Genomic DNA, 15,814 nt, shown 5'->3' on the forward strand with positions numbered 1-15,814 from the left:
CTTATGGCAACCAACATCATTGAAAGCAAGCAAGCCCCCGCTCCTATTGGACCATACAGCCAAGCCGTACAGGCTGGCAACACCTTGTACATCTCTGGTCAAATAGCTTTAGATCAGGCCACAGGCCAACTGGTACAAGGCGATATACAAACCGAAACGCACCAGGTCATGAAAAACCTTCAGTTTATTTTACTTGAAGCCGGCATGGATTTCAGCAACGTGGTTAAGTGCAGCATTTTCGTGAAAGACTTGGGCAACTTTGGAGCGATAAATGAAACCTACGGCAGCTACTTCAGCAGCAATCCGCCGGCCCGCGAAACCGTGGAAGTAAGCCGCCTGCCCAAAGACGTGAACGTAGAGATTTCCTGCATCGCGGTGAAATTCTAATGAGTGAAGGAGTGAATGGGTGAAGGAGTGAATGAAAATTATCAGATTTGCGGAATGACTATATCTATTTTTAGCCAGATTTCTGAAAAACAGGCCGAAAAAGCAACTTTATAGAAGTAGCCATTCTGAGACTGTTACAACTTTTATATTCACTCATTCACTCATTGCCTTCCTCATTCCTCTGCCTTGGCTTTGTTGGGGCCATTATCTTCATTCACTGGGGCATGACCTACTTCTTCTTCTTTATTAATCACCCGCACCGCATAATCTGACGGATAAATATTGGCCCCGTAGCGGCGGGCGTACACCAAGGTGAACTGCGCGCCCAAGAAAATAATCTGCGAAGTGTAAAAAACCCAGGTAAGCACTACAATCACCGAGCCCGCCGCCCCGTAAATGCCTGAGAAGTTACTGTTGCCTAAGTAAAGCCCTATAATTGATTTACCCAAAGCAAAAAGCAATGCAGTCACAACGGCTCCGGTCCAAACATCACTCCACCTAATCTTAGCATCGGGCAGGAACTTATAGATTAAGGCAAAAAGAAAAGCTACCACCCCCGTAGACACCACCTGATTTACCAACTGGGTTAGCAGCAGCATAGATTCATCTACTTTGTCTGTTAGAAAAGAGGTCACAGCCACCAACACCGCGTGCACCAGTAAACTGACTAGCAGCAAGAACACAATTGCCAGTATCATGGCAAAGGAAAGCAGGCGGTCGCGGAGCAGCTTCAGGTATTCATTGCGGGGCTTCGGCTTTACACCCCAAATCTGGTTTAGAGACTCCTGCAAAGACACAAAAACGCCTGTGGCTCCTATTAGCAATGTAAAAACCCCTACCAGCGTAGCCCAAGTAAAGTCAGAAGATTGGTTTATGTTTTCCACCATGGTTTGAATGTCGGTGGCGCCTTTGCGGCCTAGCAGGTCCCGTAGCTGCTGGTATACTTGCCCACGCACCGCCTCTCGTCCAAATATGGCCCCGGCGGTGTTGATCATGATAATGAGAATGGGCGGCAGCGCAAAAATAGTGTAATATGCCAGCGCCGCCCCCTTCTGGAAAGAGTTGTTGTCCAGGAAATCCATAAAAACTTCCTTGGTCATTACCCAAGCCTCTTTTACCATGTTCTTCTGCATCGGCTAAAACTTTCATGTTCATACGTATTAGAGGCCACAGGTTTTAAACAGCTTGATAAACAAATACTTTCTTAGATTACCCGCCATAGGTGAATATAAAGCGTACTCTTAAGGAATTAATGCTAAAAGCTTTACCAAAGCCTTGAAATACCGTACTTTTGCACCCTGATTTAAACACACACGACAACATGGCTAGAGAAGTACGAGTACGCTTTGCCCCCAGCCCCACCGGGCCTTTGCACATCGGCGGCGTGCGCACGGCACTATATAATTACCTGTTTGCCAAAAAAATGGGCGGTAAAATGTTGCTGCGCATAGAAGATACAGACCAAACCCGCTTTGTGCCTGGCGCCGAGCAATACATTTTTGATAGTTTAGAGTGGTGCGGCATTAAGTTAGATGAAAGCCCGGTGCACGGTGGCCCGCACGCGCCTTACCGCCAATCTGAGCGCAAGCCCATGTACATGGAGTACGCGCTGCAACTGGTAGAGGCCGGACACGCCTACTATGCCTTTGACACCGCCGAGGAACTGGACGAAATGCGCGAGCGCCTGAAAGCCGCCAAGGTAGCCACTCCGCAGTACAACGCCATCACCCGCGCCACCATGAAAAACTCCCTTACCTTACCAGAAGATGAGGTGAAGCGCCGGTTAGAGAGCGGAGATCCGTACGTAATCCGCCTGAAGGTGCCTCGCAAGGAAGAGATTCGTCTGAAAGACATGATCAGAGGCTGGGTTATGGTACACTCCTCGGCTATTGATGATAAAGTTCTGATGAAAAGCGACGGTATGCCTACGTATCACCTCGCTAATATTGTAGATGACCACCTCATGGAAATCACCCACGTGATCAGGGGCGAGGAATGGTTGCCAAGTGCACCTCTGCACGTGCTGCTGTACCGTTACCTGGGCTGGGAAGACACCATGCCTGAATTTGCTCACCTGCCTTTATTGTTAAAGCCAGACGGCAACGGCAAACTGAGCAAGCGCGACGGTGACAAGTTAGGATTCCCGGTGTTCCCGCTAAACTGGACAGACCCTGTTTCCGGTGAAAAATCGAGTGGCTACCGCGAGGCAGGGTATTTAGCCGACGGCTTCGTTAACTTTCTGGCTTTCTTGGGCTGGAACCCAGGCACGCAACAAGAGCTGTTCACTATGGACGAACTGATTGAGGCCTTCAGCATTGAACGTATTGGTAAATCTGGAACTCGTTTTGACATTCAGAAAGCCCGTTGGTACAATGAGCAGTACCTAAGAGCCAAGCCAGATGCCGAGTTAGCCCAGTATCTGTTAGCCGCCTTACCTGAAGGAATTGACTGCACCCCAGAGCGCGCCGAAAAGATTGTGAGCATCATGAAGGAGCGCGTGACGTTTCCGCAGGATTTCTGGAAAGAAGCCGCTTATTTCTTTGTGGCCCCTACTGAATACAATGAGCAAGTAGCGGCGAAGAAATGGTCTGCCGCTGGCGCCAATGCCTTTATTCAGTTCAAGAACGAATTAGATTCTTTGCCTGATTTTGACGCCGACACCGTGAAAGCCCAACTGTTACAGGTACTTGAGCAGAACGGTCTTAAAATTGGTCAGGTAATGCAGGCCCTGCGCATAGCTTTAACAGGTGTTGAGGCAGGTCCGGACCTAATGGCTATTATTGAAATTATCGGCAAAGAAGAAACGCAGCGGCGCATTGAAGTAGCCGTAGAAAGGCTGTCACAGTACGCCAAGTAATTCTTTGGCTTTATATTTTTCGAGCGTTTTGGCTCTGTTTTTCAAAAAACAGAGCCAAAACGCTTTTTTTATGCGCCATCAACAGCCGTTGAACAGACTTGTCTGCGGATTCTGCTCATTTGCTTATCCTTCGGTTCCGTTTTCCCGTTTTAGTAGATGTAAAAGCTCTGCCTGTCAGGCTGGGTTAGTATTCTACCAGAACACTACTACTATGGCAAAGAAAAAATCAGATAACAAGAAAGAAAGCAAAGCCGATAAAAAGGCGCGGGTACACCCAGAGCTAGATGGCTTTGAAATCAAGATCAATCCATTGGGCGATATCTCCTCTAACTTCAACATAGACCAGTTAAACGAGTTCCTGGACCGAAACGTGACCGACAAAAAGTTAGTGGGTGATCAGGGGAAAAAACGTGTGCAGGAGGAAGAAGAGTACCCGATAGAGGAGAATGTAGACGAAGAAGAAAATGAGGAAGATTTTTTCAAGGGAAGTACTAAATTAGACGACGAAGAGGAAGAAGATAACTCCTCCTCTGATGAGGACGAGGATCTTCCGGCTCGGAAACCCAAGAAAAAATAAATCTTCCCTATGAGATCACACGAAATCGATTACCGCATCTACGGCTCAGACATTCAGGTGCTGGAAGTAGAGCTAGACCCACAGGAAACAGTTATTGCCGAAGCCGGCGCCATGGTGTACATGGAAGACGGCATTCAGTTTGAAACCAAGATGGGAGATGGCTCTAACCCCAGCCAAGGCTTTTTGGGCAAACTGGTATCCATGGGCAGCCGCATGATCACCGGCGAATCACTGTTCATGACGCACTTTACCCACCGCGGCTACAGCAAAGCCAAGGTTGCCTTTTCAGCGCCTTACCCTGGCACTATCATGCCAATCAATCTGGCGGAATTTCCCAACGGACTGATTGTGCAGAAAGATGGTTTCTTGGCCGCCGCGCTGGGCACTAAAGTAGCCATGCACTTTAACCGCCGGCTGGGCGCAGGTTTCTTCGGGGGCGAAGGCTTTATCATGCAACGCCTCACCGGTGATGGTTTGGCCTTTATACACGCAGGCGGCACCGTGGTAGAGCGTCACCTACACAATGAGACCCTACGTGTAGACACCGGCTGCGTAGTGGCCTATGAAAACGGAATCGACTTTGATATTCAGCAGGCGGGCGGGTTAAAGTCTATGGTTTTTGGTGGCGAAGGTTTATTTCTAGCCACCTTGAGGGGCACTGGCCGTGTCTGGATACAGTCTATGCCTGTGAAGAAGCTTATTCAGGCACTTATGCCTAATGGCGCTAATGCGAACAAAGAAGGCGGTCTCTTAAGCAGCTTTCTGGAATAAAGCTACATACTTCTCTACTCTTATTACAGCCCGGCAATGCCGGGCTATTTAGTTCTAGCTTTCTTTCGTTTCAAACCATACCTACCCATAACTCTTCTGACACTTAACAATTTAGCAACACAACCCTAACAGAATAGAAACAAACGGACAGTAATTTTAGCGTAGAAACTAGGGTACAACACCCGTGCTAAAGTTATGAAAGCTAAACTGCATCAATTGTTTCAGGCGCTCACCGCCAAAGTGGCGACCATGGCGCTCCGCAGAATGCATTCGTTGTATTCGCCGCTCAAGTTTCATCGCTAATGGCTAAACACCCAGCGCAGAAGAAACGAAGAGTAGAGGTAGTGGTCATCTCTGATGTCCACCTGGGTACCTACGGCTGTCACGCCAAAGAGCTGCTGGCTTACCTGAAAAGCATAAAGCCCAAAACGCTCATTCTCAACGGCGATATTATTGATATCTGGCAGTTTAGCAAAAACTACTGGCCAGCCGCTCACATGCAGGTCGTAAGGCACCTGCTTTCTTTGATGAGCAAGGGGATAAAAGTCTACTACATTACCGGCAATCATGACGAGATGCTTCGCAGGTTTGCGGGCATGAAACTGGGCTCTTTGCAAATACAGAACAAAGTGGTGCTGGAGCTGAGTAACGGTCAAAAGGCCTGGGTATTCCACGGCGATGTGTTTGACGTTACCATGCAGCATTCTAAATGGCTCGCCCGCCTGGGCGCCGTGGGCTATGACACCCTCATCCTCCTGAACCGCTTGGTCAACTACGGGTGCCAAAAGCTCAACCGCCCCCGAATGTCTTTCTCTAAAAGCGTTAAGAACCGGGTAAAGAGCGCAGTTAAGTTCATCAACAACTTTGAAAGCACCTGCGCTGATCTGGCCGCCGAAAACGGCTACGACTATGTGGTGTGTGGCACATTCACCAGCCCGAGATTCGGGAAATGGAGACCTTCAACGGAAAAGTAACTTACCTGAACTCCGGCGATTGGGTAGAAAACCTAACTGCTTTGGAATACAACGCAGGCAAGTGGAGCCTATACCAACATTCTTTGGCTTTGGCACAAATGGAACTTGCAGACAATACAGAAGAGGAAGGAGACAGCGCAGAAGAACTGCACGGCTTGCTCACCAATCACCAGCTTTTTGAGAACCTGCTAGCGGAGTTTAACCAATTAAAACTTAGAGCTTGAGAATTCTATACGGCGTACAAGGCACAGGCAATGGCCACCTGACTCGCGCACTGGACATTATACCGGCACTGCAACAATACGGAGAGGTAGACATAGTGGTCAGCGGTTGCCAGGTAGACTTAACGTTGCCTTTCCCGGTGAAGTACCGGTTGGGCGGCATGAGCTTTATCTTCGGCAAAAAAGGCGGCATCAACTTCAAGAAAACGTTTGCTCAGCTTAACTCTAAGCGCTTTTACAAAGAGGTAAAGCAGCTACCGGTGCAGGAGTATGATTTGGTGCTCACTGACTTTGAACCTATCACCGCTTGGGCCTGCTACTTCGCCAAGAAACCCTGCATAGGCCTCAGCAACCAATGCGCGGTGCTGTCGCCTCATGCACCCCGCCCAAAACGAGACGACCTGCTGGGCCGGCTAATCCTGAAGAATTACGCACCGGTCACAGCACAGTACGGCTTCCATTTTGCCCGCTTTGACCAAGATACCTTTACACCTATCATCAGACAGCAAGTGCGGGAACTGGTGCCGCAAAACCAAGGCCATTACACGGTGTATTTGCCTGCTCATGATGACGATACTTTAGTGCATACCTTCAGCCATTTTCCACAAGTGAACTGGCAGGTTTTCTCTAAGCACAACAAGACTCCGTTTCAGAAAGGAAATGTACAGGTGTTCCCCATTCAGAACGATGCCTTCTTGCACAGCATAGCCTCCAGCGCGGGGGTGATTTGCGCCGCAGGATTCGGCACTCCCTCTGAGGCGCTCTTCTTAGGAAAGAAATTACTGGTCATCCCCATGAAAAACCAGTATGAGCAAACCTGTAACGCGGCTGCCCTGAAATATTTAGGGGTAACAGTTATTAAGAGCTTAAAATCAAAACATTTCCCAACCATTCAGGATTGGCTGGAGTATGGTACCCCTGTAGCAGTAGAATATCCAGACCAAACCCAAGAGCTAGTTCACCAGATTGTGCAGCACCATGCCGTGCCACAGGCGTTTTTGCCTCAAATCCTGGAAAACACGCCTAAAACACTTTCGCTTACCCATGAACTCTGATTCGGCAGAAATGCCAGAACTTACCCGCGCCGCCTTCGGACCTGACTTTATCTGGGGAACTTCCACCGCCGCTTACCAAATAGAAGGGGCTTTTGCCTGTGATGACAAGGGCCCGTCTATTTGGGATGAATTCACCCAGAACAGCCGGAAAATAAAACAGGGCCATCACGCACAGGACGCCTGCGAGTTTTACCATCGCTACCAAGACGATTTGGCTCTGATGCGAGAACTGCGCATTCCTAATTTCCGGATGTCTTTGTCCTGGCCCCGCCTCATTCCGCAGGGCATAGGTGCGCCCAACCCTAAAGGCATAGATTTCTACAACCGCCTCATTGACCATTGCCTGGAGCTGGGCATTACGCCTTGGGTCACGCTCTACCATTGGGACTTACCCGCTGCCCTGGAAAAGCGCGGCGGCTGGACAAACAGAGACGTGGTAGGTTGGTTCAGGGAATATGCCCACCTCTGCGCCAGCAAGTTTGGCGACAGGGTCAAAAACTGGATGGTGTTGAACGAGCCAATGGTGTTTGTGGGGGCCGGATATTCTTTAGGAGTACACGCGCCGGGCCGTTGGGGCTTACGCAACTTTCTCTCTGCCACCCACCACGCCACCCTTTGCCAGGCCGAAGGTGGCCGGGTGTTGCGTAGCGAAATCCCTGATGCTCAAATTGGCACCACTTTCTCTTGCTCGCACCTCACGCCTTACCGCCAGCTAACTCGTGATAAAAAAGCCGTTAAACGAGTGGATGCGCTTCTGAACCGTCTATTCTTAGAGCCTGCCTTAGGCCTTGGGTACCCCACGCGAGATTTGCCGTACCTCAAGAAACTGGAAAAATACTACCAGCCCGGCGACGAAGACCTACTACCCTTTGACTTTGATTTTATAGGCGTGCAAAACTACACCAGAGAGGTTGTAAAATACTCGCTCCTGACGCCCATCCTACAGGCCATGCTGGTATCTGCTCCCAAACGAAAAGTACCCCACACGCTCATGAAGTGGGAAGTATACCCCGAAAGCATTTACCACATGCTGCGCCAATACAGCCAATACCCGCAAATAAAGAAGCTGATTGTCACAGAAAACGGAGCTGCTTTTCCAGATCAGGTTGTAGATGGAAAAGTGCACGACCCAGACCGGGTTGCCTATTTACAGAGTTATCTCCAGCAAGTACTCCGAGCAAAGCATGAAGGCGCTAAAGTAGAGGGTTACTTTGTGTGGTCTTTCCTGGACAATTTTGAGTGGGCTGAAGGGTATGACCCAAGATTCGGGCTGGTGTATGTAGATTATGAAACGCAGAAGCGCATCGTCAAATCATCGGGGCGCTGGTACCGTGATATGTTGGCTGAACAGTAGAATATTCCCTTTGCCGCTACAGAAGCTACCTCACCTACTAAAGCCCGTTGACCTGCAGTATTTCCTCTATGTATTCTCTTGAGTTGGCCAGACGCGGTACTTTGTGCTGACCTCCTAATTTGCCTTTGTGTTCCAGCCATTTCAGGAAAGCCCCTTCCGGTGCCACGGTAATAAGCGGTGCCTGCAGGGCTAAGTCTTTCTGCCGTTTGGCGTCATAGTCGGAGTTGTTTTCCCGTAGGGTCTGGTCTAGCACATGAGTAAACTTAGCTATATCATTAGGCTCCCGTGAGAATTCGATCACCCACTGGTGCCCGCCTTTCTCTTTCCCTTCAAAATAAATAGGCGCCGCGGTAAAATTAGTAATGGTAGCCCCGGTTTGGGCACAGGCCGCAGTGATGGCCGACTCCGCATTCTCCACTACTACTTCTTCACCGAAGGCATTGATAAAATGCTTGGTGCGCCCTGAAATTTTAATGCGGTACGGGCTAAGCGAAGTAAACTTCACCGTGTCTCCGATTTTGTAGCGCCACAGGCCGGCGTTGGTAGAGATGATGAGCGCGTAATTTTTGCCTACTTCCACCTGGTCTAGCGTGAGCACCCGCGGGTTTTCCTCCTCTGCCTGCTCCATAGGAATGAACTCGTAGAAAACGCCATAGTCCAGCATGAGCAGCATTTCGTCTAACAGGCTAGGGTCGTCCTGAATCCCGAAGAAGCCCTCAGAGGCATTGTACACCTCCAGGTAATTCATCTTATCCGTCGGGATCAGGTTCTTGAAAAGCTGGCGGTAGGGGCCAAAGGCAACGGCTCCGTGGGTAAACAGCTCCAGGTTAGGCCATACTTCAGCAATGTTCTTCTTGCCTGTTACCTCCAGAATGCGGTTCAGGAGCACGTACGTCCAGGTGGGCACGCCAGAAAGGGCGGTCACGTTTTCATTTACCGTTATCTCCACCATCTTCTCAATTTTCTCCTCCCACTTGTCCATGAGGGCCACCTTAAGCGGAGGCGTACGCATGATCTCGGCCCAAGTAGGCAGGTTCTGCATGATGACAGCTGAAATATCGCCGCAGCGGGTATTGGAATTGAAGTCGTTAGGGTGATGGCTGCCACCTATGGAGAGTGCTTTGCCGGAGAAGACTTTGGTTTCAGGGTAGTTGTTGGTGTAGATAGAGAGCATGTCTTTGCCCCCTTTGTAATGGCATTCCTCTAATGACTCGGGACTGACTGGAATAAACTTGCTGCGCGCATTGGTGGTTCCCGATGATTTGGCAAACCACTCCACTTTGCTTGGCCACAGCACATTCTGCTCGCCGCGCATGACCCGCTCAATGCAAGGGTATAGGTCTTCATAGGTGCAAATAGGCACCCGCTCCTGAAACTCTTTTACGCTCAGTTTATCTTCGTAACCGTACTTTTTGCCCCATTCAGTGCCTTTGGCCGTTTGGAGCAGGTTAGAAAACAATTCGTTTTGCACGTCATGCGGGTACTTCCGGAAGAGGTCTATCTGGTGAATCCTCTTCTTCATGACCCACGTTACAATCGAATTTAATATTTCCACGGTGAAATCAGTGAACAGTTAGCAGTAAACAGTGAATAGTGAATAGTTAGCAGTGAACAGTACTAGTTAACAATTATGAGAAAAAAGCTCATTTGATATCAATTCTCGTTTTTTTAAGGATACTAAACATGATTTTACTGAGTTCATCTGCTTTCATGATAAGGTTTTCGGCTAAGGACCGTTCAATGTACTCTGTATCTTTCAATAGGTTTAACCAATATTTGGTTTCTAGGCTTTCTTTATAAGCAACAGAGATTTTCGCAGAGAAATCTGCCATTGAAATGCCGCCATTTGCTTCGGCCACGTTAGCTCCAATAGAAGTACCGCTTCTCAGAAGTTGCTTAGACAAAATGTATTCTTTCTTCTCAGCACTTATTTGTTTGTACAGGCGCACCATTTCTACCGCAAACGCATAACTCTTCTGGTAAAGGTTGTTTTCCATAGTTTTTACAGCAAATAGTAAACAGTGATCAGTAAACAGTGATCAGTAAACAAATTTTTAATATCAAGAAGGGGTATTCATTCTATCAGTATTCTTAACGTTACCGAAAACTTGTATTTTATGGCAACACCTAATTACTGTTTACTGATCACTGTTTACTGTTTTATATTTTCCTTTTCAGCTCGAAGTGTTTACCTAAGTAAACGCGGCGTACTTGCTCGTCGGCGGCTAGTTCTTCGGCGGTGCCGGCTTTCAGAATTTTGCCTTCAAAGAGCAGGTAAGCTCGGTCTACGATGGAAAGCGTCTCGTTTACGTTGTGGTCAGTGATCAGGATGCCGATGTTCTTGGTTTTGAGCTTGGCCACGATAGTCTGAATTTCCTCTACCGCAATGGGGTCTACTCCGGCAAAAGGCTCGTCTAACAGCACGAAACTGGGATCTACGGCCAAGGCACGGGCAATTTCTGTACGGCGGCGTTCTCCTCCGGAAAGCACCACCCCTTTATTCTTGCGCACGTGCGTGAGGGAGAATTCTTCTAACAGCTCCTCCACCTTCTGGTGTCGCTCCTCTTTCGTCTTATCTGTCATTTCCAGCACAGCCATTATGTTTTCTTCCACGGTCAAATCACGGAACACAGAGGCCTCCTGCGCCAGATAGCCCACGCCTTTTTTAGCGCGACGATACATAGGCAACTGGGTAATGTCTTCCTGATCTAGGTAGATGCGGCCTGAGTTAGGTTTCACCAAACCCACAATCATGTAGAACGAAGTAGTTTTCCCGGCTCCGTTAGGGCCTAACAAGCCCACAATTTCGCCTTGGTTTACTTCCACACTCACGTCGTTCACCACCGTGCGCGACTTATATTTTTTAAACAGACTTTCGGAACGTAGTATCATCGCCTTAAAATTAGGGAATTAACCGCACATGAATAAAAATTGTTCGTGTGCTCATCAGCACCGTATAAACTAAGAATACAGCACTCTTTACTGCGCACTTATACCAGAACGTTATACAGGTGACATTCTGCATATTTAATGAACAACACCTCAATACTATTTGTACTGTGTTGGCAAATTATTTAATCATTCCTATTAATTTTGTTAAAGTAACACTTTCTGCTTAACTTTTAACCACCTTTATTACAACTGATTAAGCATATGAATTTCTTTACCAATTCGGGTCCGATCCGAATGGCCTTTCTTCCTTTCTTTTTCTCTTTAAGCAGCTTTCTTCTGATGGCTGCCAATACAAATAGTACGGAGCTGCTGCGTGGAATAGATGTATCTAGATACCAGTTGATGATCAACTGGGACACTATGAAAGATGATAACATTAGCTTCGCTTTTATAAAAGCAACGGAAGGGGCTTACCTAAAGGATTCATATTTCGCACGCAATTGGGTACAGAGTCAAAAACATGGAATCAAGCGAGGAGCCTATCACTTTTATTTGCCTTGGGTAGATGCGAAAGCTCAGGTAGATCATTTTACCAGCCAAGTTTCCCTTAGCCCTGGCGACTTGGCACCTGTACTAGATATTGAAACATTTGCCCCAGATATCACCGATGAAGAATTACGCGAAGGCATTCGTACCTGGCTTACCTTAGCTGAACAGCATTATGGCGTAAAGCCCATCATCTACACGAACCAAACCTATTACAACCGCAAGCTGAAAGGGCATTTCACCGATTACCCGTTCTGGATTGCCAAATACCACCACACCAAACCTACTACGCACCCAGAAGACAAGATGCATTTCTGGCAGTACTCTGAGCGCGGCAGACTAAGAGGAATAGACGGTGCCGTAGACATGAACTACTTCTACGGTGGCATGGCGGCTTTGGAAACTCTTTGCGTTCCTGCCAATGCACCAAGTGAGCAATTGGCTCAGGCAGAGGAAGAACTGTTTTAAGGCTGTTTTTGTAAAAAGGGGCTAAAAACAAAAAAGCCTAGCTATTTGTATGGCTAGGCGTTCTTTATATGTGAAAGTGCAGGTATAAGCTTTCAGTTATTATAGGCCGAACAGCAACTCTTCTTCTTCATTACCCAATCCTTTAGGATTATCACCATATTCATTGGGACCGAATTCACCGTCGGCAAAAAGCAACCAGAAGAAATAGAACGGAATAAGTTGGTACCAACCGCTGTTGCCTCTGTCATGGCAGCGCTTGGCTCCTTGTGCCCAGAAGAACCACACCAGCGGAAAACTGGCTATGAAAATTAGCTCCAGCCCTTCTGTACTACCTACCCAAGAAATGAGCATGTACAGAACAGCGTAAATGATAAAGCTGACTCCGTATTCAGTTCGTCTGATCCGGCCATTAAATGAAAATGGGTTTTTAAACATAATGATAAAGGGTTGTTTTTGGTATTGAACCTAGCCGAACAAGATGTAGAACCAGTTGCTGCTGCATGCGCCTTCCTCCTGTCTTTCAACCGGTAGCGGAAGTTACGAAAACAATGGCAATACGCTACTAAGTAATAGCCATTCTTACTGCAGAACCAACATAAACCTACACAGTCTGCTTACAGCAAAACGCCCAACCGCTGAAATGCAGTTGAGCGTTTTGGGTTTGGTTTCAGAAAAACAGGCTTAAAATAGGTTTACTTTTCCTCAGAGGCTGAATGAGTCTCCGGCTCCTGGCCAGGTGCGGGCGTGGTAGCTGCGGGCTCTTCAATCAGCTCTAGCCCGTATTCCTTGCCTTTCACCAACGATGGCACTCCTTTTTTCATCCAGGCGGGCTCTGGGGCTCCTTTCAAGTAATGGTCAAAGAACTGCGACATACGCACAGAGAGGTCTTTGCGGTTCTTGCGCTGCATGAGGTTATGTGCCTCGCCGTTGTACACCAGCATCCAGACAGGTTTATTGAGGCGGCGCAGGGCCATGAACAGCTCAATACCCTGGTACCACGGCACGGCTCCGTCATTGTCATTGTGCATGATGAGCAGCGGGGTTTCTACCTTAGGCGCGTAGAATAGCGGCGAATTCTCGATGTACTGCATGGGCTTCTCCCACAGGGTACCGCCTATGCGGCTTTGAGTGCGCTCATACTGAAATTGACGGCTCATACCGCTCTCCCAGCGTATTCCGCCGTAGGCGCTCGTCATATTGCTCACGGGCGCACCAGCCATGGCTGCTTTAAACAAGTTGCTCTGCGTAATGAGGTAGGCTACCTGATAACCACCCCAGCTCTGGCCCTGAATGGCCATGTTCTTCTCATCTACAAAGCCTTTGGCCGCCAACATCTGTACCCCCGGAATAATGCTGTTGTAGGCACTCTGCCCCGGATACCCGTCTTTGTACACAATGTCTGGCACGAACACCAGATAACCTTGACTCACGAACAGCGGAATGTTAATGGTTGAGGCGCTGGGAGCCGGGGTGCGGTAGTTGTGCAGGGTCTCGGCGTTTCGCTCATAGAAATACACCAGCATGGGGTACTTCTTCTTCGGGTCAAAGTTCTCAGGTTTGAAAAGAAGGCCTTCCAGCGGAATAGCATCGTTTGAAGTCCATTCCACCAGCTCCACGGTTCCCCACAGGTACCCGCTTTGCTGCGGATTGGCATTGCTCACTTTCTGCGGGTTACTGAAGCTGGTATTGGTCACCCACACATCTGGGTACTCTTGAAAACTGCCGCGCCGGAACGTGAGGCGGTCGCTGTCTTTGGCTTTCCGAACGCTGGAAAAGCTGTACGGTTCCAGCACAAGTTTCTGCGGCTGCCCAGCTTTGGTCACATAATCTGTAAAGTAACCAGAAGCCTTGGTCTTGAGGTCCAGGGTGCGGAGCAGAATCTTTTGGTCTACAGGTACAGTACGCTCTCTGGGGTCTAAATCCTGGTAACGGAACCGAAGGTTGTTTTTGCGGCCATAGCCGTCTGTTATGTTTACGGCAGCGGCTTTACCATTTGGGTCTAGGCGCCATATATCATAGCGGTCGTTCACCAGTAGGTAAGCATCGTCTTTTGTCCAGCCGGTGAGGCCGTAGTCATCGGGCAACGCCGGAACATCGTTCTGCTCATCGTAAAAGGCCACGTTCAGCTTTTGGGTCAGATTCACCGGCACCTTGGCTTTTACGTTCATGGCTTTCCATGAGCTGTCAGAGGGCTCGTACCAATACAGAAACTTGCCTTCCGGCGATAACCTTGGGCGGCCTCGGGTGTCTTTCACCGCCAACCGGCGGCTGCCGTCTTTCAGGTCAATCAGCCAGGCATCAGACCGAGAGGGCGAATCGTAGCCCACGCTAAGCAGGTAATTGACGTTGCTGCTTCCTAGAGCCACATCTGCGTTTCGGTCTGGGTTCAGGCTCACATCCGGAATTTCAGGCGTGGCCAACTGTACTATCCGGTTTCGTTTCAGGTCATACACCGCCAGAAAAGACCGCTTCTGCTCCCGCTCCAGCTGCTTAAGCTGCATGGGCTGAATGAGCGGATCACGGTAGGTCCAGACGTCAACATTTACCTTCTCCTCGTCTAGCTTGGTGGTGTCTTTCTCGTACTGCGTGGGGCGTGGAAAGGTGCCGAAAAATAAGCGATCGCCGTTCTCGCTGAAGCCTAGCTGGGCGTGTTCACTTACCATATATTTGGCGGGCATGCCTTTGCTGGCGGTATCGGCTAATGTTTTAAGGCGGTTGTTCTTTGCGGTCCAGTGCAGGAGCTGAAAGTAGCGCAGGTCTTTGCCGGTGCTGTCGTTGCTGGCTACAAAAGCCAGTTGCTCTCCGCTTTTATCAGTTGCCAAGTTTTTATAGCTCACACGGCCGGTATCAACAGGCATGGCGCGGCGAGCCGAAGTATTGAAGGCGAAAACCCCTGCTTTGTGCAGAGAATCTTTCTCGGCCTTTACAAAATAGAGGGTGTTGCCTTTCTCAGAGAACAAGTAATCGGTGACGCGGTCAAAGCGGTATTCTTGGCCGGTAGGCAAATGGCGGAGCACCAGCCCGGTTCCATCGTCTTTTTTACCGGCTCCCCTACCGGCTGGTTTGGCTGGGGAGGTAGTTTTGGTTTTGCTGGTGTCTTTGGCAGCCTTTTGAGGCAGAGGCGTCTCTAACTGGTACGCCAGCCACTCGCCGCTTTTGCTAGGCAGTTTGTAGCTCTTCACCCGGTCCACGTATTCTGTTTTGCCACTCGCCAGCTCATGAATGGACAAGGAATCTTTGGGCATTTCTTCGGGCTTCTTCTTTTTCAGCTTGGCCTGCCGGACAGACGCGTACGCAGGCTCAATTTGAAAAATGGCAAATCTATTATCGGCGGTGAAGGCTTGCTTTTGGCCCCGAGGGAACTGCTTTGAGGTATTCTGGCTCAGGTTGCGGAGATGCAGCACACCATCGCCCTCCTGCGGGTTAACAGCAAAGAGCAGGTATTGGCCGTTGTTGCTAAGCGAGTCGCCGGCAATGCTCTTCCAGCTGTCGTACACGGCATGTGTGAGGGGCTTTTTGGTAGAAGCTTGCTGCGCCTGCGCCGTACATACGCTGGCACAGAACAGCAGCCCCGCCAAAAGGATTTTGTATTTCATAGATTAGAAAGTTGAGTTTGCGCTTTAGTGTAGGTTGAAAATACACCATTTGCGCCACAGATGCGAATTACCCACAACTGAACCGCTGTTTTTGACCTTATTTTAGAAAAACAAGG

Annotated in this window: 15 protein-coding genes; 9 read left to right on the forward strand and 6 right to left on the reverse strand. The window is 49.0% G+C overall.

The window, feature by feature from the left end; genetic code table 11:
• Nucleotides 1-3 precede the first annotated feature (3 nt).
• A complete protein-coding gene (locus A8O23_RS14350; RefSeq protein WP_066622429.1) occupies nt 4-387 on the forward strand; it encodes a RidA family protein in 384 nt (127 codons plus the stop codon).
• 173 nt (nt 388-560) lie between these two features.
• On the opposite strand, the gene A8O23_RS14355 is transcribed toward A8O23_RS14350, so the two are convergent.
• Entirely contained in the window at nt 561-1,520 is a 960-nt protein-coding gene (locus tag A8O23_RS14355) for a YihY/virulence factor BrkB family protein (protein WP_066622433.1), read from the reverse strand.
• Nucleotides 1,521-1,708: 188 nt separating this feature from the next.
• On the opposite strand from A8O23_RS14355, the gene gltX reads away from it, so the two are divergent.
• The 7 genes from gltX to A8O23_RS14385 all read left to right on the forward strand — a co-directional run bounded on the left by gltX (nt 1,709) and on the right by A8O23_RS14385 (nt 8,196).
• Nucleotides 1,709-3,244, forward strand: a complete 1,536-nt coding sequence (gltX, locus tag A8O23_RS14360) for a glutamate--tRNA ligase (RefSeq protein WP_066622435.1) — start codon at nt 1,709-1,711, stop codon at nt 3,242-3,244.
• A 211-nt stretch (nt 3,245-3,455) separates the two neighbouring features.
• Nucleotides 3,456-3,821, forward strand: coding sequence for a hypothetical protein (locus tag A8O23_RS14365; RefSeq protein WP_066622628.1), 366 nt, complete (start codon nt 3,456-3,458; stop codon nt 3,819-3,821).
• A 9-nt stretch (nt 3,822-3,830) separates the two neighbouring features.
• Nucleotides 3,831-4,592 (forward strand): TIGR00266 family protein, encoded by a 762-nt coding sequence (locus A8O23_RS14370; RefSeq protein WP_066622437.1) that lies wholly within the window; start codon nt 3,831-3,833, stop codon nt 4,590-4,592.
• 302 nt (nt 4,593-4,894) lie between these two features.
• Nucleotides 4,895-5,566, forward strand: a complete 672-nt coding sequence (locus A8O23_RS14375; RefSeq protein ID WP_239693410.1) for a UDP-2,3-diacylglucosamine diphosphatase — start codon at nt 4,895-4,897, stop codon at nt 5,564-5,566.
• Nucleotides 5,542-5,790, forward strand: a complete 249-nt coding sequence (locus A8O23_RS21915) for a hypothetical protein (RefSeq protein WP_239693411.1) — start codon at nt 5,542-5,544, stop codon at nt 5,788-5,790. Before A8O23_RS14375 ends, A8O23_RS21915 begins: the two co-directional genes overlap by 25 nt.
• On the forward strand, nt 5,787-6,842 hold the full coding sequence (locus tag A8O23_RS14380) for a glycosyltransferase family protein (protein ID WP_066622439.1): 1,056 nt from the start codon (nt 5,787-5,789) through the stop codon (nt 6,840-6,842). The genes A8O23_RS21915 and A8O23_RS14380 overlap by 4 nt, the downstream gene beginning before the upstream one ends.
• On the forward strand, nt 6,832-8,196 hold the full coding sequence (locus A8O23_RS14385; protein WP_082883075.1) for a GH1 family beta-glucosidase: 1,365 nt from the start codon (nt 6,832-6,834) through the stop codon (nt 8,194-8,196). Before A8O23_RS14380 ends, A8O23_RS14385 begins: the two co-directional genes overlap by 11 nt.
• Nucleotides 8,197-8,233: 37 nt before the next feature.
• Here the strand turns inward: A8O23_RS14385 and A8O23_RS14390 are convergent, their stop codons facing one another.
• From A8O23_RS14390 to lptB, 3 genes are all read right to left on the reverse strand, one after another.
• Entirely contained in the window at nt 8,234-9,718 is a 1,485-nt protein-coding gene (locus A8O23_RS14390) for a GH3 auxin-responsive promoter family protein (RefSeq protein ID WP_066622441.1), read from the reverse strand.
• A gap of 121 nt (nt 9,719-9,839) precedes the next feature.
• Nucleotides 9,840-10,193 carry a four helix bundle protein gene (locus A8O23_RS14395; protein WP_066622442.1) on the reverse strand — a complete coding sequence of 118 codons (354 nt, stop codon included), beginning with the start codon at nt 10,191-10,193 and terminating at the stop codon, nt 9,840-9,842.
• A gap of 163 nt (nt 10,194-10,356) precedes the next feature.
• On the reverse strand, nt 10,357-11,088 hold the full coding sequence (gene lptB / locus A8O23_RS14400) for an LPS export ABC transporter ATP-binding protein (RefSeq protein ID WP_066622443.1): 732 nt from the start codon (nt 11,086-11,088) through the stop codon (nt 10,357-10,359).
• Nucleotides 11,089-11,427: 339 nt separating this feature from the next.
• On the opposite strand from lptB, the gene A8O23_RS14405 reads away from it, so the two are divergent.
• Nucleotides 11,428-12,102: a glycoside hydrolase family 25 protein gene (locus A8O23_RS14405; protein ID WP_066622632.1), complete on the forward strand. Its 675-nt coding sequence runs from the start codon at nt 11,428-11,430 to the stop codon at nt 12,100-12,102.
• A gap of 99 nt (nt 12,103-12,201) precedes the next feature.
• Here the strand turns inward: A8O23_RS14405 and A8O23_RS14410 are convergent, their stop codons facing one another.
• Nucleotides 12,202-12,537: a DUF805 domain-containing protein gene (locus A8O23_RS14410; RefSeq protein WP_066622444.1), complete on the reverse strand. Its 336-nt coding sequence runs from the start codon at nt 12,535-12,537 to the stop codon at nt 12,202-12,204.
• Between the two features lie 257 nt (nt 12,538-12,794).
• The gene (locus tag A8O23_RS14415; RefSeq protein ID WP_066622445.1) at nt 12,795-15,698 is read right to left on the reverse strand and encodes an alpha/beta hydrolase family protein; all 2,904 of its coding nucleotides are present in this window, start codon (nt 15,696-15,698) and stop codon (nt 12,795-12,797) included.
• Nucleotides 15,699-15,814: the final 116 nt, after the last annotated feature.

The organism is Rufibacter roseus (assembly GCF_001647285.1).
Taxonomy (GTDB): domain Bacteria; phylum Bacteroidota; class Bacteroidia; order Cytophagales; family Hymenobacteraceae; genus Nibribacter; species Nibribacter roseus.

Bases quoted from the DNA above. Each gene is read 5' to 3' on its own strand.
- A8O23_RS14350 (WP_066622429.1), top strand. From the start codon at position 4: ATGGCAACCAACATCATTGAAAGCAAGCAAGCCCCCGCTCCTATTGGA.
- A8O23_RS14355 (WP_066622433.1), bottom strand. From the start codon at position 1,520: ATGCAGAAGAACATGGTAAAAGAGGCTTGGGTAATGACCAAGGAAGTT.
- gltX (WP_066622435.1), top strand. From the start codon at position 1,709: ATGGCTAGAGAAGTACGAGTACGCTTTGCCCCCAGCCCCACCGGGCCT.
- A8O23_RS14365 (WP_066622628.1), top strand. From the start codon at position 3,456: ATGGCAAAGAAAAAATCAGATAACAAGAAAGAAAGCAAAGCCGATAAA.
- A8O23_RS14370 (WP_066622437.1), top strand. From the start codon at position 3,831: ATGAGATCACACGAAATCGATTACCGCATCTACGGCTCAGACATTCAG.
- A8O23_RS14375 (WP_239693410.1), top strand. From the start codon at position 4,895: ATGGCTAAACACCCAGCGCAGAAGAAACGAAGAGTAGAGGTAGTGGTC.
- A8O23_RS21915 (WP_239693411.1), top strand. From the start codon at position 5,542: ATGGAGACCTTCAACGGAAAAGTAACTTACCTGAACTCCGGCGATTGG.
- A8O23_RS14385 (WP_082883075.1), top strand. From the start codon at position 6,832: ATGAACTCTGATTCGGCAGAAATGCCAGAACTTACCCGCGCCGCCTTC.
- A8O23_RS14390 (WP_066622441.1), bottom strand. From the start codon at position 9,718: ATGAAGAAGAGGATTCACCAGATAGACCTCTTCCGGAAGTACCCGCAT.
- A8O23_RS14395 (WP_066622442.1), bottom strand. From the start codon at position 10,193: ATGGAAAACAACCTTTACCAGAAGAGTTATGCGTTTGCGGTAGAAATG.
- lptB (WP_066622443.1), bottom strand. From the start codon at position 11,088: ATGATACTACGTTCCGAAAGTCTGTTTAAAAAATATAAGTCGCGCACG.
- A8O23_RS14405 (WP_066622632.1), top strand. From the start codon at position 11,428: ATGGCTGCCAATACAAATAGTACGGAGCTGCTGCGTGGAATAGATGTA.
- A8O23_RS14410 (WP_066622444.1), bottom strand. From the start codon at position 12,537: ATGTTTAAAAACCCATTTTCATTTAATGGCCGGATCAGACGAACTGAA.
- A8O23_RS14415 (WP_066622445.1), bottom strand. From the start codon at position 15,698: ATGAAATACAAAATCCTTTTGGCGGGGCTGCTGTTCTGTGCCAGCGTA.